The following is a 26,259-nucleotide window of genomic DNA, read 5'->3' as shown; positions in this document are numbered from 1 at the left end:
ATGAAGAAGCATCTCTACTTTACCGGATTCATGGCCAGCGGCAAGAGCCGTACAGGTCGCGCCCTCGCAGACCGCCTCGGACGCCCGTTTGTCGATACAGATAACGTCATTGTAGAACGCGCCGGCAAGTCCATTAGCGAAATTTTTGAACAAGAAGGCGAAGCCGCATTCCGCAAGATGGAACGCGACGTGATTGCCGAAATTGCACAGAGCGAAAAGCCGCTCGTCGTTTCTCTCGGCGGTGGCGCTCTCACGCAGGCCGAAAACTTGAAGGTCATCCGCGAAAACGGAACGATTATTCGCCTGTGGGCAAAGCCCGAAGTGCTTTCGGAACGCATTGGCCGCAAGAACACGCGCCCGCTCCTCGCCAACCTTTCGGACGAAGAACGCCTCGAAAAGATCAAGCAGATGCTAAAAGACCGCGAAAAGAATTACGCCAATGCGGACTTTAGCGTCGAAAGCTCGAACGACTATTCCGAAACGCACGTCACGGAACGCATTATGCACATGCTCAAGTTCTGGGAAAGCCATGCGCTTGACGTGCACCCGAGCGAAGGCGGCCGCTACCCGATTTTCATCGGCAAGAACATTGTGCCGGATGCAGCAATTATGCTTGAAGGCTTACGTCTTGCCCCGACTTACGAATTCTTGATTTGCACGGACACGACGATTGCCAAGGAACAGAACACGAAGCTTTCGGAACTCCGCGGCCAGGCAGGCCGTTGCCCGATTTTCAAGTTCCAGGCAGGCGAAGGCCACAAGACGCTCCACAACTTGAACCAACTTTACAGCTTTATGCTGCACCGCGGTTATACCCGCAAGAGCTGTCTTTTGCAATTCAGCGGTGGCGTCGTAGGTGACATGGCTGGCTTTGGTGCCGCCACGTACCAGCGCGGCATTCCGTTTGTGCAGTTCCCGACAACACTCTTGTCGATGGTCGACAGTTCCGTTGGCGGCAAGGTTGCCGTGAACCATGCCGAAGGCAAGAACATGATTGGCGCATTCTACCAGCCGAAAGCGGTTGTCTGCGACATTTCTGTGCTGAACACGCTCCCCCCAACCGAATACCTTGCGGGTCTTGCCGAAATCGTCAAGTACGGCGTGATTTACGATGAAGAATTTTTCACCTACCTTGAAAACAACGTTGAAAAAATCAAGGCTCACGACTTTGACGTGTTGAAGCACATGATTTTCCGCAGCTGCCAAATCAAGGCCGAAGTGGTCGGTATCGACGAAAAGGAAGCAGGTCTCCGCGCCATCCTCAATTACGGTCATACGTTCGGTCACGCGATTGAAAAGCTCACGCATTACGAGCTTTACAGCCACGGCATCGCCGTTTCTTTGGGCATGCGAGTGGCCGCACGCGCTGCAGTGCTCCTCGGAAAGCTTTCGAAAGAAGATGAACAACGTCAAAACAAGTTGCTCGACGATCTCGGATTCCCGAAGACATACAACACAGATGTCGAAGCGGCTTGGGCTGCAATGGCTGTCGACAAGAAGGCCGAAAAAGGCACTAGAGTTTATATTTTGCCTACAAAGATCGGAAAGGTCGAAAAAGTTTGTAATATTGATAAGGGTATTATTGCAGATGCCTGGAAAGCCATCCAGGCAAGTGAGGTTTAGATGAGTATATTGGTTACCGGGGGAACGGGATCACTTGGGTACAGTATTCTATCTAACTTAAGCGGCACTAATCACGAGCTGTACAGCTTCAGTGATGAACTTCCGCAGCCGTGGCAAAAGGTCGAAGGAGTACAGTACCTGACCGGTGATTTGCTAGACTTCAGGAATGTGCTGGAAATGATTCAGAAAGTTTCACCGACGCACATTTACCATTTGGCTAGCCAATCCTCTGTGGGGCTCAGCTACAAGAAGCCTTACGAAACGCTCAACATCAACTTGTTGGGTACGCAGACGCTACTCGAAGCGGTGCGACAGGTTGTGCCGAAGGCAAAAGTTTTGCTCCTCAGCAGTAGCGAAATCTACGGCCGAACAGAACAGCAATTGACATACTTGCACAAGGAAACAGACCCTCCTAACCCGCTTACTCCGTATGCCACGTCCAAGGCATGCATGGAAATTCTCGGGAACCAGTTCCGCAATGCAAACGGCTTGCACATCGTGTTTGCTCGCCCGTTCCACTTTACGGGTCCGCATCACAGCCGCCGCTTTGTAATCCCATCCATCGCCTACCAGCTAGTGAAGATAAAGTATTACGGAGCAGAACCGGTCATTTATTCGGGAAGCCTCGACGTAAGCCGTGACGTGGTTGACGTTCGTGACGTTGCCCGCGCCGCCATCCAGATTTTGAATACCGCCGAATCCGGCGAAGCATTCAACATTTGCTGCGGAAAGTCCTACACGTTCCGCGAACTCGTGGAAATGCTCGTGGACATCTCCGGCGTGAGCGTGGACTTCCGTTTTGACCCGGGTTACGACCGTTGCAACGATATTCCGCTCTTGATTGGCGACCCCACCAAGATTATGAATCTCGGCTGGAAACCCATGATTTGCATGGAAGACTGCCTCTCGGACTTGTTCAACGAAATGGTGGTCCGCCGCCGCGTAGAACTCAAGATGGGCATGGGCCGCGACTTGCGCCTGTAACTTATTCCGTTTATCGGCGGTTCATTCCGCGATAACCGCCTTTCAGCGAATTTCTGGAATAAGGCTGTTCCTCTGGAACAGCTTTTTTTTATTTTTTCAAGTATGAGATTACAAATAAAAAATATTACGCTTACCATTTGCGCATTGTTCGCCCTTTCTGCAACAGCATATGCAGCAACCGTTACGGAACCTCAAGGTGCCGACAGAGCCCTCACTGTAAGCGATTTTATGCCCCACAAGGCTATCACCAAGGAATTCAACGAAACTTGGAGTTACCAGTTCGTGTTCGACAACGGCACGCGCGCCTTTGTGAACTATTCCCTGCTCAACGTACCTGGATCGGGCCGCAAAATCGGCTGCGACTTGAGCTTTTGGAACTTCAAGGGTAAAACCTATTCCGTCGGTCGCCAGTACCCGCCTGAACGCCTTGTCGCAAACAAGGAAAAATCAACGATTACCATCAAGACGGACGAATACATTCTCCAGAACAAACCGGGTAAAGGCCACCGCGTCCTTTACAGTGCCGACAAGGGTGGAAAGTTCCTCCTGGACGTGACATTTGAAAGTGCTGTCCAGGGGATGGTTCCCGGGAACGGAGTCTGGACTTACGGCAAGGAAAAGTTTGCCCAGTATATCCATATTCCGTACGGTCGCGTGACGGGTAAGATTGCCTACAACGAAGATACTTTGACGGTCAAGGGCTATGCCTACATGGACCAGACTTGGCAAACTACCCAGGCAACGGAAATCGCCGCACGTACCATCAACTTTAGCACAAGCGACAAATCACCGATGCACGCCGGACGTATTACGCTCACGACGGATGGGCAGATTATGGGTTACGCCTTGTACAACGGCCCGCAGGGCATGAAGGTCGCCATCCCGACTAAGGTCAAGGAAGGCGGTGCCGACTACAATGGCAAGAAGTTCCCCAAAACGACATTAGCCTTCGAATGGAAGAACGGCGTCCCGGCCATGGTGTTCCCCGTGAACAAGGTTTTGCAGAAGGCTTCGCTTTTGGACAAGATTGAAGGCTGGTTTGCAAAGAAGGCCATGAAGATCGCCGCCGGTGGCGAAGTGCTCTTCTACCGTGGTAGAAGCAAGAACGGTCTCGGCAAGAATATCGACTGGGCAATTACAGGGGTCAAGGACTAATGACTAAGTTTAGACCTTGCATCGACCTGCACGATGGAAAAGTAAAGCAGATTGTCGGAAGTTCACTCTCCGACAGCGGAACTGGACTTAAGACCAATTTTGAAACTGACAGATCATCCGCATGGTTTGCCGAACTCTACAAGAGAGACGGCATCAAAGGCGGGCACGTGATTATGCTTGGCAAGGGAAACGAGAGCGCGGCAAAGGACGCGCTTTCGGCGTATCCAGGGGGCCTGCAAGTTGGCGGTGGCATTAATGCCCAGAACGCACTGGAGTACATCCAGGCCGGCGCATCGCATGTGATTGTGACGAGCTGGATTTTCCCCGACGGAAAACTCGACCGCGAACGTTTAGCAGAACTCGTGCGCACGGTTGGCAAGGAACATTTGATCTTGGACTTGAGTTGCAAGCGTACCGGCATGGTCGACGGCAAGCCGCAGTGGAAGATTGCAACCAACCGCTGGCAGACAATTATCGATATCGAAATCAACAAGGAAACGCTCGAAGACCTAGCCAAGAGCTGTGATGAATTCTTGATTCACGCAGCAGATGTCGAAGGCAAGCAGCAGGGCATGGACGACGAGCTCATCAAGTACCTCGCCGAGAACAGCCCAATTCCTGTGACATATGCAGGTGGCGCAAAATCGCTTGAAGACTTGGAACATTGCAAGGAAATTTCGAACGGCAAAATAGACCTCACTATTGGTAGTGCATTAGACTTGTTCGGTGGCAAAGGAGTGAAGTATGACGACTGCGTCAAGTTCAACAAAGCTCAAGGCTAGCGACAAGCTCGATTCTCGCCCGGCCATCTTTGGACGCAAAGTCACGAGCACCTTCCGCAAGATGTTCTCGTTTGACCACAGACCGCCCGGAAACATCCGCACTTGCTGGATCCCGCCATTGGTAGCGCTCACGCCTCTCCTGAACGTGCCCAAGCTCCTAAAATTGCGTTTCTATTTGAAAAAGGAACGCCAAAAAAGAGACCCGGACGATGTGCGCATTCTGTTTTACTCGGACAATCTGGACGAGACGAACGGCATTGCGAACAACTTGAGAAACGTGATTCCGTACATGCGCGCACATGGCATGAAGGCTTACCTCGCCGGCAGTGCATTCAACACCCGCCCTTGCGGTGTGATTGAAAACAGCTACTGCATTTTGTTGCCGCGCTTGTTCAGCATGGAACAGCTCGGGTACGCGAACAGCGAACTTGCCATTCCGCGCATTTCGCCGGCACTGAGATTGCTCAAGCGCTACCCGATTGACATGATTGAACTGGAAACCCCGAGCCCTGGCGCTTGGGTCGTTTGCCTATGTGCATGGATTGCAGGCATCAAGGTCTTTAGCCACTACCGCACCGACGTGCCGACTTACGCAAAAACGCTTGTGAAGGCGAAATGGATGCACACGTACGTACTTTGGCTCATGCGCATTTTCTACTGGATGGCACGCCCGGTCATCAGCCCTTGCGATGACTATGCAAACATTCTGCAAAAAGACTTGAAGGTGCCTGCAAACCAGGTGCAGATTCTCCCCCGTGGGCTGCCGCTGGATCGTTTCTCGCCGACATTGCGCGGTAAAGGCGCTTGGGAAAAGTTCGGCAGCGAACGAGCTAACAAGCCTGTACGATTTGCTTTTATCGGTAGAATTTCCAAAGAAAAGAATCTGGAATTTTTGAACTCTGTGTGGAGCAAGTTCTCTGCTAAGCATGACGATGTAGAACTCATGTACGTGGGTTACGGCTGGTATCTTGAAGAAATCAAGAAGCAGTTCAAGGACAATCCGAGCGTATGCTTTGCTGGCGAACAGGGCGGCGAGATGCTCGCAAGCCTTTATGCGGATGCGGACTTTTTCTTGTTCCCGAGCACGACGGACACGTTCGGCAATGTGGTTGTAGAAGCGATGTCTACGGGCACGCCCGCTATCGTAAGCAACTACGGTGGTCCGCACGACATTGTGCAGGATGACAGCTGCGGACGCATTTTGCCGATTGACGAAGCAAAGTGGCTGGAAACGCTCGAAGAATGCCGCACCATCAAGCTTGAGAAGCCGGAACTCTACGAACAGATGCGCATCGACAGCCACAAGCGCAGCGAACGCTACACGCTTGCAAGCTCGACCAAGACGCAGTTCGAATATTTCAGGAAACTCAAGCAGGAAACGTACGGGATTTGAGCATTCCAAAGGAGATGCCCGTCCCGGAACAGAGTCCGGGATGACAGATTTGGCATGACAATATAACTGACAAATGACTCCTGATTCTTTGAAACGTTTGCGCGAGTGGTTCAGGGCGAACGCGGCAGAATTGCCGTGGAGACCTGCGGACTTGGACGCAATGCGCGATCCGTATGCCGTATGGATCAGCGAGACGATGTTGCAACAGACGCAGGTTTCAACAGTCAAGGATTATTTTATCCGTTGGATGAGGCGGTTCCCGGATGTGGAGACGCTCGCCAAGGCTGATGAAGCCGAAGTTTTCAATTACTGGCAAGGTCTTGGGTATTACAGCCGCGCTAGGAATATATTGAAGACGGCGAAGATTGTAGCCGCCCTTTGCTCAGCATCGAGGACGACGGGAATGCGAAAGATGCCCGAGACGCGCAAGGAACTCGAAGCGCTACCTGGAATCGGAGCATACACAGCTGGGGCCATTTTAAGCCTCGCCTACCATAAACGCGAAGCGATTTTGGACGGTAATCTCGTCAGGATTTTTAGCCGATTGTACGAACTTGACTTTCTGCCGACTGACAAAGTCAAAGAAAGGAGATGCCCGTCCCGGAACAGAGTCCGGGATGACAGATTTGGCATGACAGTCAAAGAAGCACGCATGACAAGTAACGAAACGGGCGTGACAGAAAAATCATCCTCCGAGATTTATTGGGAATATGCGTGGGAAGTGGCGGATTCTCCGAAGGCCTACATGCACAACGAAGCTCTGATGGAGCTCGGACGAACAGTTTGCAAGACAAAGTCTCCGCTCTGCGAAACCTGCCCGCTCCGCGGTGAATGTCGCGCGTTCTTGGATGGCCGCACAGCTGAATTTCCACCCACTAAAAAGCGTACCGAAAAGAACTGGCACGGAACCGTACTTGTTATTGAAAGTGCGGACGAAAAAATTTTAGCAGTGAACGGCGGGCAAAAATTCCTGGACAAGCAACTTGCACTCCCGCATTTCGAAAGCGCTCGCCATGCAACCGTAGCTCTCCCCGCCAAGGCAGAAGATTACATCAACGCCGACGAGGTCGAATCCGTTGAACACTGCGGAACATTCCGCCACAGCATCACGGTGCATAAAATTGAATGCGATATATTGCATGTGCGACTCGCAACTAGGGCAAAAGCAACTCATTTGCCTAAATCAATCGTGAATAGCGAAAAACCAACCGCTTTTGAATGGATAGAAAAAGCGAAAGCCTTTGAGACTTTCGCAAATTCATTCAGTTTAAAAGCTTTAAAAAAAATATTTTAGGAGATGCCTGCATCCTTCGACTTTGCTCAGGACAGGCTCCGGCAGGCATGACAGTCGGGACTAGAAGGCTTTCTTTGCAGTGCAGAAGAATCGAATGCGGCTATATTCGCCATTTGGAGTTTCAATCACTTCTTTACCCAAAGCCTGAATTATTGAGCCAGCCAAAGAAATTCCATACTTCGGGAAACGCTGTTCAAATGTTGCATCCCAGAACCAATCGCCCTTTACAATAAAGGGATCCTTGGAACGGAGATTCCATTCTGCATCGCTCCTATAGCGCAATGAATGCGAAATACGGAACATCTTTTTAATCAGCCAATCGGCACTAAAGGCAACAAAAAATTCAGCCGGATTAACTTCAAAACGCTTTTCATCACCATCGATGCGTTCAAAGCCTGTAAGCGCCGTAAAGTTAAACATATCCTCATACCAGAGCTTTAACCAAAATTCACCCGTAACGCCCTTGATCCAGGAATTGATGCGGTCAACATCACCATGACGGAACGTATAGATTTTGTCTTCAACGAATTTTTCTGTTTTAAACGTTTCGGCACCATGCTCTGCCCAAAAACTTCCACGAAGGCCAAAGCCAAGGAAAGTCGTGAGAGAATCTTCAAAACGGACATAGCCTTGCAATAAATTCATGCGGCCACTTGCCGTAAGAGAAATCGTATCGCCATCAAAAAATTCATGTGTATCGGCAATCGGATTCAAACGAGTACCAGAAATATTCTTTGCGCCAACAGTAATATCCATCTTGTCGAATGCGGGCACCTGATATTCAACGCTGTCTTGCACAAGCCAATCACGATCGTTCACGCCGAACATGACATCAAACTTGAGCTTATCCATCGGGCGGACACGCATTTCAAGGAACGGCCATAAGACACGGTCATTTTCAAGTGCGGTATAGACGACACCATCGTCATTGACAAAGCGGAAAGCAAGACCCGCCGAAAGCTGAAGCATGCTACGCTTGCAATTTTCACCACAGCTGTAAATAACGGAGCCATTCACTTCTTTACGTTCGCCATTTTCCTTTTTGCTATGATTTTGGTATTCTGCATTTTCGTAGACAAGCGTTGTCGAGAAGTTACCAAAGTCGGCACGCGCTTCGATACGCGGCTTATACAGCACTGGAATCCACCTGGAACTTTCAGTAAAGATCCACATGTATTCCATACCAGCAAGAACTGAAGCATTTATGAAATCATTGGTATAGCCAAGTCCACCATATGCCGAACTGAACATCGGCCAGTTCTCGCCAAAGAACGAGAATTGACCATCGGTTTGATATTGACGATATGCATATGCAGAACGGAAACAATAATGGTCATCTTGGAACAAGCGGAAAGTCGCCCAGAATCCATGAAACAACGGAGTACGAGCACCAACCTCTAAAATTGGAGTTCTATTGATAGGTCTATCTTCAACATCCGTCAAGAAATCCTGATAAATCAAATCGCCAACTTCGTTACCGGTTTTCATCCAGACCGAGGGTGTTTCAATGGGATCCCAGCTGGGCAACACTGACAGACGATTAAAAAGTTGACGATAGCGCAATTTACGCGGTGTCCATAATTCACTTTCAGAATGAATACCGCCAGCACCCAAAGCACGATCAAAATAGAACGTCGGAGAACCAATCAAAAACGTTCCATCATCACGGGAGACAACTTCCATGCCTTCCATTTCGGCATCAACAGAAGCCAAAACACAAGTTGCAGAAACGGCCAAAGTAGCAAATATTTTATTTAAAAAGGAGTTCATTACCAAATACTCCTTTCAATAGATACACCCGCAGAGAGCATATTAGAACGTTCCGGAAGAGTCCAAAGCTGTTCCCACATCACATGGAAACCAGCACTATATTCTTTATACTTAAACACAGGCAAGCTGATTCTTGCGTACCAGCCAAATTCAGTTTCGTTATCCGTGAGCGTACCGCCTCGTTTGGTATAATGAATTTGTTCAGCATCGGCTCGGGTCCAGCTACATGTAAAGCCCGCGCCAAGGATAACCGGGTGAATCAATTGCCATTTCCAATCAGCACCGACACGACCCATAAACTGGTGAACGCCATCATAATAAATATCGGTCATCGGCTTAAAATAGGCGTACTGAAACATCACGACTCCATCGACGTTTTCCCAATAAGTGTAACGCACGCCAACACCACCATATAAAGTATTTTCGACAGCATCCATCAAATCACCCATCGGGTAGATTTCGCCACCTTCAAGGAAAACGGACAAATGCGAGAACGAGATATCGTTTGCAACTGCCGCAGAGTCGTTTCTAAACGCAAGCGGATCTTCAGCATGCAAAAGCGATACCAGACTTATAGCTAGGATCGTAATGAGTTTTTTCATTTTTTGTATTCCAAAGCTTGTGCAAAAAAGCCATCGAGACGAGAATCCTTGAGGCCAGGCAAAACGGGCTCGCCAACTTTCACAAATTCAGGATGAGCCTTGACAAATCGTGCGATAACTCGCGTTGTTTCCGTCGGGTCGGGGCTGCAAGTGGCATACACGAGGCGCCCGCCTGGAGCGAGTGCGGCAGATGCATTTTCAAGAATCCGGAACTGTAGCTCGGCGACTTCGTTGATGGATTCCGGAGTCATGCGGTAGACGGATTCTGGACGGCGAGCGATCACGCCCATGTTGCTACAAGGAACGTCTAGGAGGATGCGGTCGAACTTAGACGAGAGACGAGAGAGGAGAGAGGAATGCTGCGGGGAGGTCGCGGGAGCTTGGGCTGGGGCAAGGTCGATGACTTCGGTCTTGATGTTTGTAAGGCCGAGGCGGTTCATCAGGTCCTGCATCTTTTCAAGACGCGAGGCGGACGAATCGCTCGCAAGAATTTCAAGCGAGCTATCCATTTCTGCCATGAGAGCGGTCTTGCCGCCGGGAGCAGCACAAGCGTCCCAGACTTTCAAGCCAGGCTTCAAGTCGAGGAGTTTCACGACTTCAAATGCAGACGGATTCTGGAACGAGAATTCACCCTTCACAAATTCCGGAAGCGCAAGCAAGAGCTTCACGCCCACGTCACGCGGGATTTCAATAAAGCGGTCGTAGAGAATCGAGGCGCCCGTAATGCCGATTTTTTCGGCAAGCACCGGAGCGCTCGTCTTTTGCAAGTTCACGCGGATCCATTCGGTCGGGCGCTCCAGCGTCGCCTTCGCCAAGGCTTCGGCGCGGTCGCCACCGTACACGTCGAACCAACGACGCACAAGCCATTCGGGAACGGAATTCTCGACGCTCACGCGGCGAACGCGCTGCGGTGGAAGCGCAGGCTCGCCCTGGCGGCGAGCAGTGCGAAGCACCGCGTTCACAAGCCGCGCAGTACTCTCGCCAAGATTTGCAGACTTTGCAAGTTCCACGCTATCGTTAATCGCAGCGTAATCCGGCACGTCCATAAAGAACATCTGGAAGAGGCCCATTTCAAGAATCACGCGGGCTTCGAGCGATGGCAATTTCTTTGTGAGCGACTTGACGAAATATTCAAGGTACAAGTGCCTGCGGCAAACGCCCAGAGCAAGTTCCATCGCAAAAGGAGAAAGTCCGCTTTCCTTGATGAACGAGCCGTCTTTTTGCCAAAGCAAAAGAACTCGATAGGCTTCTTCACGTTCCGTTAGCAAAATTGAAGTCCCTCGCGCTTTTGAATGCCACGCATAAAATCAGCCACAGGCATCGGCTTTTTGCCTTCGGCCTGAATTTCAATCACTTCGAGAACGCCTTCACCAGTGCCGACAAAGAGTCGGTTGTCCTTGAATTCGACAACGCCCGGAGCAAGACTCGGACCATTTTCGGGAGTATCCGTCTGGCGCAAGTACACCATGCGGCCACCGAGCTTTCCATAGCCACCCGGCCACGGATTGAATGCACGGATGCGATCGTGAATCGTGCGTGCCGGCAAATTGAAATCGATCAAGCCTTCTTCTTTCTTGATTTTCGGAGCGCCACTTGCCTGAGCGTGGTCTTGCGTCAAATCCTTTTCGCAACCGTTCTTGAGCTGGTTCAAAGCATCGTCCAAAGCATCGCAACCCGGAGCGACCATTTTGTCGAGCAAGCTTGCGGTTGTGTCCTGATGGTCAATCACGACCGTGCGTTGTGCAAGAATCGGACCGTGATCCATCTTTTCGTCCAAGCGGAAAACGGTCACGCCCGTTTCCTTGAGGCCATCGGCAATGGCACGCTGCACCGGGGCGGCACCGCGGTACTTCGGGAGCAAACTGCCGTGAACGTTCACAGCACCAAACTTCGTGATGCCCAGAATGTTCTTGGGCAAGATGGAATACGCCACGACGACATACAAATCGGCATCGTACTTGCGGAGGTCTGCTTCGAATTCAGGAGACTTCAAGTCCGTCGGCTGCAAGACCGGCAAATTGTGCTTGAGCGCAGCCTCTTTCACAGGCGGAGGCGTAAGCACGCGGCCACGGCCTGCCGGGCGATCGGGCTGTGTGACAACAGCTAAAACTTCGTTATCGGAAGCAACGAGGTGCTCCAAGAATTGTGCCGCAAACGCGGGCGTTCCCATAAATACAATTTTCATACCGCAAAATATAGGTTTTTCTTTGCCACTCAAAAAAGGCGATTCCGGCTCGGAGGCCGGAATGACATCTGAGTTTTCTAATTCATAATGTACTTTTTGCATTAAAAAAAACACCTTTGGCGTGAGCCCTTATTTTCTATCTTTGGGCGCATGCGAGTACTTTTACAACTAGCCCTGATTTTGGGAATTTGCTACGCAGGCGACCTCATTCATGATTACACGGGCATTCCCGTTCCCGGCAACATTCTCGGAATGCTCATCCTGCTCTTGTTACTTTGCCTAAAAATCGTGAAACTCGACCAGATTCGCGAAGTGAGCGATTTCTTCTTGAAGCGCCTTTCGTTCTTCTTCTTGCCCCCTGCAATCGGCCTTATGCTCGTCGGCGATGACGTTAAAAGTCAATGGCCACTATTGCTGTTCCTCTGCATCGTGATTACGGTCGTGACCATGGTAACAACCGGCTGGACCGTTCAACTTTTAAGCAAAAAGAACAAAAACAAAAATTGATTTTAACGCGCTATGTTTGGAATTATTCTTACAATCATCGCTTTTGAGCTTGGCGTCACCATCCGCAACAAATGGCGTAACCCGCTTTTGAACCCAATTCTCATCGCCACCATTCTCATCATCGGATTTTTAACCGTCACGGGAATCAAATACGAAACATACAAAGTAGGCGGCGATTATATTTCGTTCTTTCTCGGACCTGTAACAGTTCTGCTTGCCGTTCCTTTGTACAGACACATCCAGGCACTCAAAAACAACTGGCTCCCGATTTTAACGGGAATTCTCGTGGGTTGCATCACAAGCATCGCCTGCGTGATCGCTTGCGCCAAAATTTTCAACATCAGCAAGACTCTGATGCTTTCGCTCATTCCGAAGTCCATCACCATTCCGATGGGTTCCGTGGTATCCGAGCAGATTGGCGGTATTCCGTCCATCACGATTGTGGCGATTGTCATTACGGGAATTACAGGCGCCGTGACAGCACCGCTCGTTTGCAAATTTTTCCGCATCGGGAATCCGGTTGCGCAAGGCGTTGCCATCGGAACCGCAAGCCATGCGCTTGGAACGACAAAGGCGATGGAAATTGGAGAAGTTCAGGGTGCGATGAGCAGTTTGTCCATCGGAGTCGCGGGCGTGATGACCGTATTCGTGACGCCGGTATTGCTTAAAGTGTTTGCGTAAAATGTAACTGGATCCTTCAGGCTTACGCCTTCAGGATGACAATGTGAAAATAACAGCTCATCAGGATGTGAGGGAGATGCCCGCTTTCGCGGGCATGACAATGGAACAAGATGGCGATGCCGGAATAAATCCGGCATGACAATGCAACAAGATGGCGGATCAAGTCCGCCATGACGCTACGGGCTCTGGCGGGCATGACAATGCAGGCTATCTCGCGGGACTTTTTCCGATTAGCACGGTCGAGATGATGCTTTCGGTTTCGGGAATGTCGAGAAGCTTTTTGAGTTCGTCGTGATAGAAGAAATGTTCTTCGCGAGCGGTCTTGTTGAGCAAGCGCGCGGAGACGTAAAGCGATTCGGCGAGCACGCCCGCATTCAAGTTCATGTAGCGGTAGCCGCGATTTCCAAGCACTTGGCAGGATTCATTCAAGTTCGAAGTAAGCACCACGGCGAACATGGAATTTTGAACTTGTTCGGGAACGGCAAAGCACTTGTTAAACTTTTTCGGATTGGCAGAACCGCTTTGCATGTAGATGGACTTGCGAACTGGGATGTAGCGGTACACGCCTGCATACACGAACATCACATCAAAAACCACCACCCAAATTTTTATAAGTCCTGCGCCAAATGCGTTCAACTGCGCAAGTTCCAACCAGCGCAACAACGACGAGAAATCATCCAAGTCTAGCGTTCCGTGAACAAAAGGCGCGGCGACTTTTTTATCGGTGCGCAAATACCACAGTTCACGCAAATAATACTCGTTCGTAAACTTCGACGGCGTCAGCGGAAATTCATCGCCCGGGAGCGCCTGCACATTCAAACGGCGCACCTTCATGCAAAGGTTCAAATCGTCAATATTTTCGAGATGGTTCTGCAACATGAATCGCGACGGATAGCGAGAAATTTCAAAATTACTCTCCGCCTCGCCCACATACGCACTCATCTCCGCATGGTTCGAATACGCAAGTTCACCGACGCCATCATCGACGGAATTGAATGCGACCATGCTCTTTTCCGGAAACACAGCAATCGCCGCCATCGGCATTTCAGTCGCCCCAAGCTTGAGCGCAACCGCAATAGAATCATCGACAAACCCGCCTAGCGCAAAGACTTTTTGCCCGCGCGACTTTGCCAAAAGAATCGTATTGGCGCAAGCAGAGCCCACATCCATTTGCACCTGTCGATACGCCGCCTCGCGGAATCGCCAAACCGCTCGTTCCAAGAGCCCTGTGTAAATGAAAATCGTCTGCGCTTCGGTTATAAAATCCTGTTCCGGAAACGATGCAAGAATTGATTTGCGAGCATCAGCACCGCCCAACTTGACGAGCTTCGATTCCTCGCGATCCACGTAGTAAACGCCATCGGGGACGTCTCCCCCATGCACCACGGCATAGACGCAAACCGGATTCAGATAATCCGCCGAAATCGGTGCCAAAAGCGGCATGAATGCGGCCGTCAGAGGATAGCGATTGCACCCCTCATAACGCTTATCGGCATACGCTTGCTTTTCCCAGTGCATAATGACGGGATCCCCACTTCCATGGGGAATATACTGGGTCGATTCGTGGTAAATTTCCGAAAAATAGCGCATCTAGGCCCAAAGATAAAAAGTTTAGCGTTTGTCAAATGCGTTGTGTCAGATAAATAAAATATTTTTTAACGTTTTTCGTACAAAAAGTGGAATTTTCGACCAAAACACTTATTACACTTTTTATTCCGATATATCATTTTACATAGCATAAAACAACGCCCTCTATATATCTTTGGTAAAAAAGAAAAATCACCTTAAGAGGGTTTTATGCAACTCAAGAAAATTTATCCCAAGATGAGCATTCTCGGAATCGCCGCAGCAATGGCCTTTACCGCCTGTGGCGATGACAATGCAGAAGCAACGTTTGCCAACGCTCCAGGCACTTCCATTGCAGATAACCCTGTTCCGGGTTCTAGCAGCGACATGTATCCAACTTCTAGCGACGCTGTACTTGACCCGACCTCCAGTTCCTCCAACACAATTCTCCCCACAGAATCTTCAAGCTCAGCCACTGCAGTTGACCCGTCAACGCTCCCCGCAGAAGGCCCCATCACTATGCCTGCAGGTCTCGGCACTTTGGTCGACGACTTTGAAGATGGCGACAACATGAGCAAAATCGGCGATTACTGGTACACCTACAATGATAACGACAACGACGGTGCATCCATCATCACGACTCCGCTGAACGAAGAAGAAAACATTATCCCGGGCCGCGTCAACAACGGTTCCAACTACGCTTTGCAAGTCAACTACACGCTCGACAGAGGCGAATACGCTTACGATCCGTACGTGGGTTGGGGCCTGCAGATTGCACCGGACGACGCAAACGGCCGTTACGGTGGCCTTACCTACTGGTACAAGGGCGGCGCTCACGAAGTGCATGTCGAAATTACCGACGTCGAAGACTACGACGTGCATCTCGCCAAATTCCCGGCATCCCGCACTTGGAAGCAGGCCGTTGTCCGCTTCAAGGATCTCGTCCAGGGCGGCTGGGGCAAGGAAGTCACGTTCGATGCCAAGCACCTCATGGCAATTAGCTTCCAGGCCAAGGGCAACAAGAGCAAGGTCGTAACCGACTCCCTCTTCATCGACAACATCTACTTGCAGGATTCTTCTGAAGTTGAAAAGGACCAGCCGGATATGGAAATCATGGATCCGGTCATTCCAACCGTCACCTTCACCGATGCCGAAATCACCGTGACGAACCCGTTGCAGGAAAAGGCCATGAAGTACCTCAACAAGGGTGTCAACTTCACCAACTGGCTCGAAAATGCAGATGGCAAGTTTAAGTCTTTTGAATTTGGCGAAAAGGATGTCCAGATTCTCGCCGAAAATGGTTTCAAGAGCCTCCGCTTGCCGATTGACCTAGACCTCTATGCCACAAACCGCGATGCATTTATCGCAGGCACCGACACAGAACTCAAGTTTGATGACGACACCTTGTTCTTGGTTCTCGACTCCTTCGTTGAATGGACAGCCAAGTACAACATGTCTCTCGTGATCGACTACCACGAATACGACAACAGCTACAATGTCACTACTTCCAAGGACGAAAACTACATCAAAATGATGGCCGAAACCTGGAAGCATGTTGCAGCCCACTATGCCGAAAGCACTCGTGAAGATTTGTTCTTTGAACTCCTGAACGAACCGGATATGTCCAACGGAAAGGTCACCTCCGCTCAGTGGACGATTGCAGCCCAGGCGATGATTGACGCCATCCGCACAGTCGATACCAAGCACACCATCCTCTTCGGTGATGCCCAGTGGTACTCCATCAGCTTGCTTACCCGCCGCACTCCGTTCACCGACGACAACATCATCTACGTGATCCACACCTACGAACCGTTCGTCTTCACGCATCAGGGCGGTTCCTGGACGGACTACGCGACCATCCACGATATTCCGTTCCCCTACGATCCGGCTAAGTGGTCTACGATCTCTGGCGACTTCGGTGTCAACAAGAACACAAAAACCGCAGTGAAGAACAACATCAAGAACTACTACAAGACAGGCAGCAAGGAAGCCATCTTGGAACAGATTCTCAAGGCCAAGAAGTGGGCAGCCACCAACAACGTGCCGGTGATCATCAACGAATTCGGCGCATTGAACCTCCGCTCTTCTGCAGAATCCCGCATCAACTACCTCACGGCCATGCGCGAAATCTGCGACACTCTCCAGATTCCTTGGACTCACTGGGGCTACACCGGCAACTTCTCCGTGATTGAAAACGGCAAGTTGATCGAAGGCCTCGACAAGGCTCTCGGCGTCGGCAAGTAATTTTTCTCCTTGAAATCCACACACAAAAAAGCTACGCAGAAATGCGTGGCTTTTTTAATTCGGAATTAAGAAATTGACAGTTTTTAAGTACAGTCGATACAGACATCCAACAAAATACAACTTTTAGCGACTCTTCGCCATGGGGATATTAGGTATCTTTTAAATACAACAATGGAAGATCCTCATCTCCTCCAAAAATAAGCCGCATGAGCAATCATGCGGTTTTTCCGTTTATTTCCATTTTTCTACGTTCTCCTAAAATTCTAAATTACAATTATGAAGTTTAAAATCAAGAGCATTTTTGCAGTCTGTACCGCATTGTTGGCGGGAACAGCAAGCGCCGCCGGCTTTTATGGCAACCAGAGCGACATCAAGTGGAAAACCGCAGGCACCGAACATTTCCAGTTCATCTACCCTACAGAGTATTCCTCTCACGCCGCAAAAGTTTCAGCCTATGCCGAAGCAGTTTACGACTCCGTCACTAGCCGCTACAACAAGCCGCTCCCACGCATCAGCGCTGTTTTGAACAACGCTCTTTACAGCAACGGCAGCGCCATCCCGAGCGAAAATGCATTGAACCTCTGGCTCACCAACTGGGACTTCAAAATCCGCAGCAGCCACGGCTGGATTTCGGATGTGGTCACCCATGAATTCAGCCACCTCGTGAGCATCGAAAGCGGGAGCAAAATCGTCCCGAACCTTTACGGTTTCCAGTTCAGCTATACCGACTATTATAACGAACGCACGAGAACGGATTTTCTCACGATGATTCCGTTTACGTTGCAGCCGCTTTGGTTTGCCGAAGGTACAGCCCAGTACGAATCTTCGCGCATGGGTTTTGACGCCTGGGACACGCATCGCGACATGCTCCTCCGCACTGCCGCCTTGAACGACAGCCTCATGACGCTCCCGTACATGCACGAATTTTCGGATAATTCGCTGCTTGCAGAACTCGGGCCATACACGCAAGGATTTTCACTTGTACTCTACATTGCCAAGCATTACGGCGATGACGCCATTCCAAAAATCTGGCACGAACTCGGAAAGCCTTACCGCGCTACGCTGAACGGGGCCATCAAAAGCGTACTCGGCATCAGCGAACAGCAACTTTACGACAACTGGAAAAAGGAAATTACCGAGCATTACCAAGCGCAAAAAGATTCTCTCGGCACGCTTGTCGAAGGTATCAAAATCACGAAGAACGCTTTCTGGCAGGACTTCCCCGTCGTGAGTGGCAAGAACCTTTACGGCATATCGAACTTTGGCGGCCCGTGGTTTGACGGAAGCGTGTTCAAGATTCCGCTGGAAGACATTCTCAAGACGAAAGACGAGAGACTAGAGACGAAAGATAGTACGGCGACAGATTCCGCGAAAGTCGCGGATTCCACGAAGGTCGATAAGGCTCAAGATTCCACAAAGGTTGAAATTGGCGATATCGAAGTGGAAGGCGCCGACAGCACCCTCATCAATATTTCAGAATTTGCAAAGTCCGGTTTCAAGGCCAAAAAGCCTTGGTTCGACAAGGGCATCGACGTTTTTGAAGACAGCGCGCACGGCCCCATTCTCGCTTACATCAGTTACCAGAATCGCGACAAGGACGGACACGCACACTTTGACGTTGCCGTGAGCGACACCAACAAGAACGAAGTTGCCATCACGTACCTCGTCGATGCGGTTTACCCGTCATTCAATAAACAAGGCTCCGCAATTGTATTCGTGAGACGCGAGCCGTTCAGCACAAGATTCGTATTGAGCAAGATTCCGTTCAATAGCGATTTGAAGAACGCCTCCACCGAAGAACCCATTGACATTTTCAAGCCGGACACTTCGTTGCTCTACTATAATATTTACAGTCCCAAGTTCAGCCCGGATGGAAAACGCATCGCATTCAGTTTCTTTGACGACAAGCAGCGTGGCATTGCGGTGATTGACACAAACGGTGCAAACTTCAAAGTCGTAAGTACCGCAGGCTATGACGAACGCGATGTCAACTGGATCGACAACGATAAGATTGTTTTCGCAAGCAACAGAAATAACATTTTCAACTTGATCGAAAAGGACTTGAACACCGGCAAGGAACGTGCGCTCACAAACGTGATCGGTGGCGCATTCACGCCGACACTTTCTGGCGATACGATTTTCTTTACGCAGTACGACAAGGACGGTTTCTCGCTTTACAAGTTGCCTTACGCAAAAGAAGCAGCCCCCCTGTTCCGCGATAGCGTTGTCGTGACCATCCGCGATAGCGTTTTGCAAAAAGCCGATACCATTCAGGTCGCATGCACCGACACGGTCAAAACCGCAGATTCAACAAAGGCAACGAATGTCGCCGTTAACGTTGCTGATTCCGCAAAATGCACACAAGTCGTCTTGCGCAAGGACGTGATTCAGGTGGAACACCGCGACACCATCAAGGTTACCGTCAAGGACACGACTCAACACGAAATCACCTTGCATGGGACAATCCCGCAAAAGCCCCACAAAGAGCTTGAGCTCGTCGACCGCGAATTTGCCGGAGCCGAACGAAACTACAAGCCTATACCGAACATTCCGCTGTTCGTCCCAATCTTTAGCATCTCCGAAAACGCCCCGAGCATGACGGTCTTTGGCGAAGGTGAAGTCAAGGCTAAGCTTGGACTTGCCGTTGTCATCAGCGACCCGCTCAAGAAAAACACGGTACAGCTAGGACTGTTGCTGGAACTCGGCAAAGGACTCGACTACATCAATGGCGACGGCCTCAACCCCAAGCAAGAAAAGGAATTCTTTATTGCATGGGATAACCGCAGCACGCCACTTGATCTTGGACTTTCTTACAGCTACGCAAACTACACCAACAAGGACACCGTCCGTTACGAAGACGTTGGAGCCCACGGCGGCGATAGTATCGGAACAACTCATTACGCTTACGCCACACAAGCCATTACGGGTACCGCAGGCTATAGCATTTTCAAGAGCATCGATACATTGCAAGCGGCCATCAGTTACGACTGGGCAAATGTCAACTTCTACGATGAAAGAATCGAATGGACGTACCAAAAACGATTTAGCGCAACTGTCGGCCTCGGGCTTTATGGCGACCACGAAGGCGAAGGTGGCTCGGGAATTTCTGGACAAGGGAACGGCCTCTTTGCCTATTACCAGTACGCCAACAGCGACCTTAGCCGCCCCGGCTCACTTTATGTCACCGAGAACGGCAGAATCGAAAGCCACTACAGAAACTTCACGTTGCACCAGTTCGGCTTGAACCTTTATGGAAGCGTGCAGACGCCGCTCCTCCATGCAAGACTTGCCGCAGGCGGTAAACTCACGACGTTCTTCTGGAACACCGATGACGTAAGCGACACGCTCGACTCGTATTACCTGACCCCAGTATTCCTCGACGGTTATCCGTACTTGCGCAGCAATGAAGATTACACTCTCGCAGGTACAAAGACTGCAATAGCAGAACTCCATTACCTCTACCCGATTTACGATGACTGGAGACACGACCTCTGGATTTTCTCGACTCGTAGTTTGTACGTAGACCTGTTTGCACAGATTGGCGCCGCATGGGATGGCAAGTTCTGGACAAGCAAGCTTACGAAGCACGAATTCTGGGACCGTTCCGTAGGTTTAAGCTTCCGCATGAGCAACAAGATTTGGGATAACATTCCGTTCGATATTTCGCTCACGCTGGCACGTGGATTGAGCCGCATTGGTGAGGACAAGGATTTGCGCGGTGGAACGAAGTTGAAGCCGATTGACTTGCCGCTGTTGCACAAGAATATTTGCCCCACGAGAATCAAGTTTTCCATTGGGATGGGGTTTGCCAACAGCTGGCAATAAAGGAGATGCCTGCTCAGCGGCAGGCATGACACATAAAAAGGCGGCGAAGGCCGCACGGGCCCCTCCCTGCACCCTCCCCATCCTTGGCCGACGCTTATTGCATTATAAAACGTATCTGCAATTATAACTGTGTATGCAGTTCTAGATTAGCATAAACGAAAGGCGGCTTAGAGCCGCCGTTTTTTTATGGTTTAGTAGTTGAAGCTTGGATTTTTGGATTCGCCGGGGAGGAGCTGGCCGGGGCTGGTGCGCTCCGCATCGCGGCCTTTGAAATTCGGATTAAGCTTCTTGATTTCGCGAGATTTCACTTCGGCCTGAACATCAATCAAGTGGCGTTCCCATTCCTGAATGGCGCCATCAAGTTCCTGACGCGCATTAAGCATGAGTTCCTTGAGTTGCATGAGTTCAATCATGCGTTCGCGCTTCATCACCCAGAGTTCCTGTTCTTCGGGCATGCGTTCGATATTGAACAGCAAATTCAAATACTTTTCTTCGGCTTCACGGTACGCTTTGTACGTATCTTCGTAAACGAGATTACGGTCATCAGCCATGGTCTGCTGCGAGGAGACGTGAGTTGCGCAACCGATGAAGTTCATCGCGACAGGGAGAAGGAAGAGAGGGATTGTCAAACGCATAAAATAAAGGTACAAAAAATAATAAGCAGAACTTAGTTATTAGTCAATGGTTATTAGAATGTTGCCATGACATTGAATGGAGATGCCTGCTCGGTGGCAGGCATGACATTGCAATTTATTCAGCGGCGTCGGGGATGTCACGCTTGGTGTTGTAAAGTCTTTCGTACGAGATGTGGCTCGTGAACGTGACAGTATCCTTTGTTTCGGGGTGGATCATCGTGTGCGTTCCGACCTTGACTTCACGTTCCTGGCATGGGAGACCCGTTTCCGGTTCAATCATGACTTCGAACTCGGTGCGGTATTCGCCTTTGAGTCCAGAGGTATAAGCCTTAAACTTGTCCGGCACAATCTTGCTGCCCACGTGCTGTTCCCAGATGAAATACGGGAAGCTTTCCGTTTCTTGCAAGTAGACGACGTAGTCCAAACACTTGCGGTGGTCGCGATTCGTAAAGCCCTTCGTCACCACGGAGTCCACCTTGATAAGCGCAAAGTTCAAACGGCCCTGCTGCTTGAGGAGTTCAGTCACATTGCCCTTGACCGGCACGACGCCCTTGAGCAAGTGGTCCATTTCCCAGCGGTGCTTTTCCAAACGCTTGAGGTGCGGCTTGAATTCAGGATTCAAGAGCTGATCGCGCCAGCGGCTCGGCATCGGGACATGGGCAAGCAGCGTGTCATAGCCATCATCAATGCCGGTAAGGCTCGTCACATTGCGGTCCACGGCAGCGATGTTCACTTCCTTGATGCGCCAGGCGAGTTCCGTCGGCATAAAATTCTTGAGGTATCCGCGAGACTTGTCAATCACGTAATTGCGCTTGACAAACGTCGTATCGCCTTTTGAAGAGTAGTTCAAATCGGCATACGTCGCTGTAATCGTCCCCATCTTTTCTTCGCCCTTCAAGTCCAGCGTCGCATAAAAGCTTTCGGTGTACATTTCGAGCGTGACAGGAGCGTTTAATTTATAGTCAACGGATACTTCAGATTCGCCACAAGCAGTGAGCATTGCAGCGACAAACATTCCACTCAAGAATTTTATTTTATTCATCAAGATAACCAATTATTGATTGACAATAGACAGCTGTTTTGCTGCGATTAAGCCCCTTTCAGAAGAGACTTCGACAACGACTGTTCCCGGGGCCTTGAGCTTCGTCATTTCGCGGGCGGTTGCATAGCCACCACGACGCGAGCGAGCTTCAAGAGTAAAAGCTTCCATCTTGTTCGTCACACGGAAATCGTGTTCCCAAAGTTTTTCGCCCTTATTCGTGAGCGAGCCTTCGTAGAAAGCAAATTTCAATGTGTTAAAGTCGAAACCCGTTCCATAACGCAACTGGATGATGAGTTCATCAGCCATTCTGAAAACGCTACCCGTATCGGCAACATAACCCACAGCCGGATTCCATTCACGGCCACAGGCGATAATGGGTTCGGATTTTGAGCAACCTGCAAAAAGCCCACCCAAGGCTAAAGTTGCAAGCATAACGACTTTCTGTTTTCTGTTCATTGTATCCCTCTCTTTTTTGCCCAACAGCACTTTCCAAAATAGCAAAAAACTATCTGTCAAGTACAAACATCATCTCAAGATGGGGCGTTTGAGGGTAAAAAGCAAAGCCTTCGGCATGAGAAAGGGCAAATCCGGCCTCGGAGAACTTGGCGAAATCGCGAGCAAGCGTCACCGGGTCGCAAGAAACGTAAATCAGGCGGTTGACAGAGCTTTTCACGATGGCGGTCAAAGCTTCTTTGGGGAGCCCCGTTCTCGGCGGGTCTACGATGAGGGTTGCGGGGACTTCGACGACGTTTTCGACGAGCCAATCTTCGGCAGGAGCCGAGACGTTTTCTACAGCACAAGACGCCGCGCGATTTTCAGAGTCACAAGAAGCCGCGCAGTCTCGAGATGCCGCAGAATTTTCGGGAAACGCCGCCGGAACAGACAAATTAACTTTCGCGTGTTTAAAGCAACCTTCTTCGCGTTCGACAGTCGTAATCTTCTTGAACTTGTCCTGCAAAATACAGGCAAAGAAACCGACTCCGCTGAACAAGTCAATCAGCCAAGCGTCAGAGGACTTGCCACTTGCCAAGCCTTCATCTACAGCCTTGCGGACCGATTCGACAAGTTCTGGCAAAAGCCCCAAATTGCTCTGGAAAAATACGGATGCGTCCGCTTCGATTTTGCGGCCTGCAATTTCGACATGGCTCACGGCATGAGCATCGAATTCGGACTTGTGCATTCCTGGGTAATAGAATGAGATTTCGCCAGCACCGTTATCGAAAATGTTCACATCGACATCGCGGCGATCGCTCGGATTGCGATTATCCGCGAGAAGCGTCGCGGCAGGTCCACGCAAGAATTCATTCAAGCCGTCCGTGAGCACGGGGCATTTTTCAAACGGGACGATGTTATTGCTTTCTTCACCACGGAAACCAAAGGCAGCTCGTTTTGCAGCACCATCGCGATCTGCAGCACCATAACCGGAATTGCCGCGGAACACGACTCGGGCACGATTCCTGTAACCCCAGGCATTCCCTGTGTGAATGACAAAATCTTCGGGCAGTTCCGCATGAGCGAGGCGCTTAAAATTTTCACGTTCGACTTTTTCAAGATATTCCGCTTGCTTTTCGGAAGCCAGATGCTGCAAGCTGCAACCACCGCACTTGCCGTACAACGGGCAAAGCGGTTTTACTCGATCGGGGCTTGCTTCCAGGACTTCGACAATGCGGCCCTTGGTAAAGTCCTTTTTCTGGAACGTGAGGCGCACCTTGCAGAGTTCACCCGGTAACGCTCCCGCCACAAAGCACACGCGACCATCTTCCAAGCGCGCCATGCCCTCGCCCCCCTGCACCATCTTTTCGATGCGGAGCATCAAGCATTCACCGCGCGGCTCACGGCTAGAGTCACGGCGGTCATTATTGCGATTCGGACGAGAATTACCTCGATTAAAGCGGTCTTGTTTCGAGTGATTGTTTCTGCGGAATTCTACCATAATTGCAAAAATAGAATTTTTACGAGCCCCTCACGAGAGGGTAATGCCCAATCAAGTTGGGCATGACAAGGCAATAACATGTAAACGACATTACCGTATTTATGCATTTCATCACGTATATCTAATAGTCTGTCATTATTACCATATTCAAATTGCATATTTTTTCTAAATTGTCGCCCAATGGAAACGACATCGATAGTTTTGCCTAGTGCTCTCACTGCCGCGAACAGCAAAAAGCTGCTTTCGAGTTGCAGGAGCGCCCTCACCAAAGGGGAGCTTCATCTGGACGGATCAAGCCTTGCCTCGATGGACTATAGTGCCGATGCCTTTTTTGCACTTTTAGCGGAACTTTCCGAAAAGACGGGCAACAAGCTCGTCCTCGAGCACTTTCCGCCCGAAATCAAGCAGCATTTGCAGAACCTCCGCAAGATGGTTCCGCCCGAGAAGCCGCAGCGCGAGACCAACAACATCCTCGAAATGATGGGTGGTGCCGGATTTTCGCTGCTCAAGGAAGTCTTCGAAGTCCTCGTTTTGCTCTTTACGGCAATTTACTGGACCATCGTCGGACCGTTCGACAAGGGTAAAATCCACTTTGGCGGTATCACGAAGCAGATGTTCAAGTCGGGCAGTGAAGCCATGGGCATTTGCTTCTTGTTCGTAGGCCTCATCTGCCTTACGATGGCTCTCCAGAGTTCGGTGATGCTGAATGCGGTCGGTGGCGGCTCTTACCTCGCTTCGGGGCTTGGGTTCCTCATTTTTGCTGAAATCGGCCCGCTCCTCACGACGATTATTTTGGCAGGGCGTTCCGGTAGCGCCATGGCGGCAGAAATTGCAAACATGAGCGTCTGCGAAGAAGTCAAGGCATTGAAGTCCATGGCCATCCCGCCGGTGCAGTACCTCGTGGTCCCGCGTTTCATTGCCTTGAGCATCACGACGCCGATCCTCTCGTTTAGCGCATCCATCGTCGGTAGTTTCGCCGGGTTCCTTATTGCGTATTTCTTCTGCGATATTTCTTTCTCGAACTACATGATGGGGCTTCGCGACGGCATCGACCCGATGACGTTCCTCAAGAGCACTATCAAGGCACTTGTATTTGGCTGGATTGTAACGCTCATCGCCTGTAACAAGGGCCTCAACGCCCACGGCGGTGCAGAAGCGGTCGGTAAAGCGACGACTTCAAGCGTCGTTGCAGCTATTTGCACGATCGTGATTTCGGATACCCTTTTCGCCTTCATTTTCTACTAGAGGTCAATATGGACGAAATTCTAAAAGTTGACCATTTGAAAGCGAGCTACGGCAACGAGACTATCCTCAAGGATATTTCGTTTGGTGTGCGTAAGGGCGAAATCCGCATGGTGCTCGGCAGTTCCGGTTGCGGTAAGTCGACGCTTTTAAACAACGTGCTCAAGTTCATCAAGTCCGATGCGGGTACGATTACGTACTTCGGAAAGTCGTTCGGCCCGCAAGAAGGTCTCGACAGCGAAACGCGTATGCGCACCGGCGTGCTCTTCCAGAGTGGCGCTCTGCTTGCGGACTTGACCGTCGCCGAAAACGCGATGCTCCCGCTCAAGCGTAGCATGCCCTACATGCCCAAGAGCCAGATGGAAGCGATTGTCGCAGACCGCCTCGAGAAGGTGCACCTGCTCCACGCGTTCCACAAGTTCCCCGGCGAGATTTCTGGCGGTATGAAAAAGCGTGCAGCACTTGCCCGCGCGATTGCGCTCAAGCCGGAACTTCTGTTCTGCGATGAACCATCCACAGGCCTTGACCCGGTGACTGCCCGTTCGCTCGACGAACTGCTCCTCGAACTGCGCGACACGCTCGGCGTTTCGATGGTGATTGTGAGCCACGAACTCGAGAGCATCAAGATTGTCTGCGACCGCTTTGTGTACCTCAAGGACGGCTACGTCCTGAAAGATGCGACTTTGAAAGAAGGCATGGAATCTGACGATCCCATCCTCAGGCATTTCTTCAATAGGCAATGCCCCAAAGAATACAATGACGAAGACTTTTACCACTTTGACTTTATTGATTGAGT

Annotated in this window: 21 protein-coding genes; 12 read left to right on the top strand and 9 right to left on the bottom strand. The window is 50.5% G+C overall.

What is annotated here, in order from left to right; all coding sequences use genetic code 11:
- The 6 genes from aroB to CRN95_RS06060 all read left to right on the top strand — a co-directional run bounded on the left by aroB (nucleotide 1) and on the right by CRN95_RS06060 (nucleotide 7,231).
- A complete protein-coding gene (gene aroB / locus CRN95_RS06085) occupies nucleotides 1-1,623 on the top strand; it encodes a 3-dehydroquinate synthase (RefSeq protein ID WP_073423296.1) in 1,623 nt (540 codons plus the stop codon).
- The gene (locus CRN95_RS06080) at nucleotides 1,624-2,607 is read left to right on the top strand and encodes a GDP-mannose 4,6-dehydratase (protein ID WP_014546883.1); all 984 of its coding nucleotides are present in this window, start codon (nucleotides 1,624-1,626) and stop codon (nucleotides 2,605-2,607) included.
- A 102-nt stretch (nucleotides 2,608-2,709) separates the two neighbouring features.
- On the top strand, nucleotides 2,710-3,762 hold the full coding sequence (locus tag CRN95_RS06075) for a lipocalin-like domain-containing protein (RefSeq protein WP_088630686.1): 1,053 nt from the start codon (nucleotides 2,710-2,712) through the stop codon (nucleotides 3,760-3,762).
- Nucleotides 3,762-4,544, top strand: a complete 783-nt coding sequence (hisA, locus tag CRN95_RS06070; RefSeq protein ID WP_097020372.1) for a phosphoribosylformimino-5-aminoimidazole carboxamide ribotide isomerase — start codon at nucleotides 3,762-3,764, stop codon at nucleotides 4,542-4,544. Before CRN95_RS06075 ends, hisA begins: the two co-directional genes overlap by 1 nt.
- Nucleotides 4,507-5,937 carry a glycosyltransferase gene (locus CRN95_RS06065; RefSeq protein WP_088630688.1) on the top strand — a complete coding sequence of 477 codons (1,431 nt, stop codon included), beginning with the start codon at nucleotides 4,507-4,509 and terminating at the stop codon, nucleotides 5,935-5,937. Before hisA ends, CRN95_RS06065 begins: the two co-directional genes overlap by 38 nt.
- Before the next feature lie 73 nt (nucleotides 5,938-6,010).
- A complete protein-coding gene (locus tag CRN95_RS06060; protein ID WP_097020371.1) occupies nucleotides 6,011-7,231 on the top strand; it encodes an A/G-specific adenine glycosylase in 1,221 nt (406 codons plus the stop codon).
- Nucleotides 7,232-7,291: 60 nt separating this feature from the next.
- Here the strand turns inward: CRN95_RS06060 and CRN95_RS06055 are convergent, their stop codons facing one another.
- The 4 genes from CRN95_RS06055 to fmt are packed head-to-tail and all read right to left on the bottom strand — an operon-like array spanning nucleotide 7,292 to nucleotide 11,788.
- Nucleotides 7,292-9,001 carry a hypothetical protein gene (locus CRN95_RS06055; RefSeq protein ID WP_097020370.1) on the bottom strand — a complete coding sequence of 570 codons (1,710 nt, stop codon included), beginning with the start codon at nucleotides 8,999-9,001 and terminating at the stop codon, nucleotides 7,292-7,294.
- Nucleotides 9,001-9,603: a hypothetical protein gene (locus CRN95_RS06050; RefSeq protein ID WP_097020369.1), complete on the bottom strand. Its 603-nt coding sequence runs from the start codon at nucleotides 9,601-9,603 to the stop codon at nucleotides 9,001-9,003. The genes CRN95_RS06055 and CRN95_RS06050 overlap by 1 nt, the downstream gene beginning before the upstream one ends.
- Entirely contained in the window at nucleotides 9,600-10,871 is a 1,272-nt protein-coding gene (locus tag CRN95_RS06045) for a transcription antitermination factor NusB (RefSeq protein ID WP_097020368.1), read from the bottom strand. The genes CRN95_RS06050 and CRN95_RS06045 overlap by 4 nt, the downstream gene beginning before the upstream one ends.
- Nucleotides 10,865-11,788, bottom strand: a complete 924-nt coding sequence (gene fmt / locus CRN95_RS06040) for a methionyl-tRNA formyltransferase (protein ID WP_097020755.1) — start codon at nucleotides 11,786-11,788, stop codon at nucleotides 10,865-10,867. The genes CRN95_RS06045 and fmt overlap by 7 nt, the downstream gene beginning before the upstream one ends.
- A 150-nt stretch (nucleotides 11,789-11,938) precedes the next feature.
- Here fmt and CRN95_RS06035 point away from each other — a divergent pair, with 150 nt between their 5' ends.
- The gene (locus tag CRN95_RS06035) at nucleotides 11,939-12,295 is read left to right on the top strand and encodes a CidA/LrgA family protein (protein ID WP_097020367.1); all 357 of its coding nucleotides are present in this window, start codon (nucleotides 11,939-11,941) and stop codon (nucleotides 12,293-12,295) included.
- A gap of 12 nt (nucleotides 12,296-12,307) precedes the next feature.
- A complete protein-coding gene (locus tag CRN95_RS06030; protein WP_088630695.1) occupies nucleotides 12,308-12,976 on the top strand; it encodes an LrgB family protein in 669 nt (222 codons plus the stop codon).
- 207 nt (nucleotides 12,977-13,183) lie between these two features.
- Here the strand turns inward: CRN95_RS06030 and CRN95_RS06025 are convergent, their stop codons facing one another.
- Nucleotides 13,184-14,566: a nitroreductase family protein gene (locus CRN95_RS06025; protein ID WP_097020366.1), complete on the bottom strand. Its 1,383-nt coding sequence runs from the start codon at nucleotides 14,564-14,566 to the stop codon at nucleotides 13,184-13,186.
- Between the two features lie 207 nt (nucleotides 14,567-14,773).
- On the opposite strand from CRN95_RS06025, the gene CRN95_RS06020 reads away from it, so the two are divergent.
- Together CRN95_RS06020 and CRN95_RS06015 are read left to right on the top strand one after the other, a co-directional pair.
- Nucleotides 14,774-16,786, top strand: coding sequence for a carbohydrate binding domain-containing protein (locus CRN95_RS06020; protein ID WP_097020365.1), 2,013 nt, complete (start codon nucleotides 14,774-14,776; stop codon nucleotides 16,784-16,786).
- A gap of 276 nt (nucleotides 16,787-17,062) precedes the next feature.
- Nucleotides 17,063-20,611: a PD40 domain-containing protein gene (locus CRN95_RS06015; RefSeq protein ID WP_097020364.1), complete on the top strand. Its 3,549-nt coding sequence runs from the start codon at nucleotides 17,063-17,065 to the stop codon at nucleotides 20,609-20,611.
- A gap of 191 nt (nucleotides 20,612-20,802) precedes the next feature.
- Here CRN95_RS06015 and CRN95_RS06010 read toward each other — a convergent pair whose 3' ends face one another.
- From CRN95_RS06010 to CRN95_RS05995, 4 genes are all read right to left on the bottom strand, one after another.
- Nucleotides 20,803-21,246, bottom strand: a complete 444-nt coding sequence (locus CRN95_RS06010; protein WP_145993966.1) for a hypothetical protein — start codon at nucleotides 21,244-21,246, stop codon at nucleotides 20,803-20,805.
- A gap of 115 nt (nucleotides 21,247-21,361) precedes the next feature.
- The gene (locus tag CRN95_RS06005; protein WP_097020362.1) at nucleotides 21,362-22,288 is read right to left on the bottom strand and encodes a hypothetical protein; all 927 of its coding nucleotides are present in this window, start codon (nucleotides 22,286-22,288) and stop codon (nucleotides 21,362-21,364) included.
- 12 nt (nucleotides 22,289-22,300) lie between these two features.
- A complete protein-coding gene (locus CRN95_RS06000) occupies nucleotides 22,301-22,744 on the bottom strand; it encodes a hypothetical protein (protein ID WP_088630701.1) in 444 nt (147 codons plus the stop codon).
- A gap of 49 nt (nucleotides 22,745-22,793) precedes the next feature.
- On the bottom strand, nucleotides 22,794-24,221 hold the full coding sequence (locus CRN95_RS05995) for a class I SAM-dependent RNA methyltransferase (RefSeq protein ID WP_088630702.1): 1,428 nt from the start codon (nucleotides 24,219-24,221) through the stop codon (nucleotides 22,794-22,796).
- 180 nt (nucleotides 24,222-24,401) lie between these two features.
- On the opposite strand from CRN95_RS05995, the gene CRN95_RS05990 reads away from it, so the two are divergent.
- Together CRN95_RS05990 and CRN95_RS05985 are read left to right on the top strand one after the other, a co-directional pair.
- A complete protein-coding gene (locus tag CRN95_RS05990) occupies nucleotides 24,402-25,466 on the top strand; it encodes an ABC transporter permease (RefSeq protein WP_088630703.1) in 1,065 nt (354 codons plus the stop codon).
- Between the two features lie 8 nt (nucleotides 25,467-25,474).
- Complete coding sequence (locus CRN95_RS05985; RefSeq protein WP_088630704.1) at nucleotides 25,475-26,257, top strand: ABC transporter ATP-binding protein; 783 nt, start codon at nucleotides 25,475-25,477, stop codon at nucleotides 26,255-26,257.
- Nucleotides 26,258-26,259 lie beyond the last annotated feature (2 nt).

The organism is Fibrobacter sp. UWB16, assembly GCF_900215325.1.
In the GTDB taxonomy this organism is placed as follows: Bacteria; Fibrobacterota; Fibrobacteria; order Fibrobacterales; family Fibrobacteraceae; genus Fibrobacter.
This window is presented reverse-complemented; position numbering and strand designations above follow the sequence as displayed.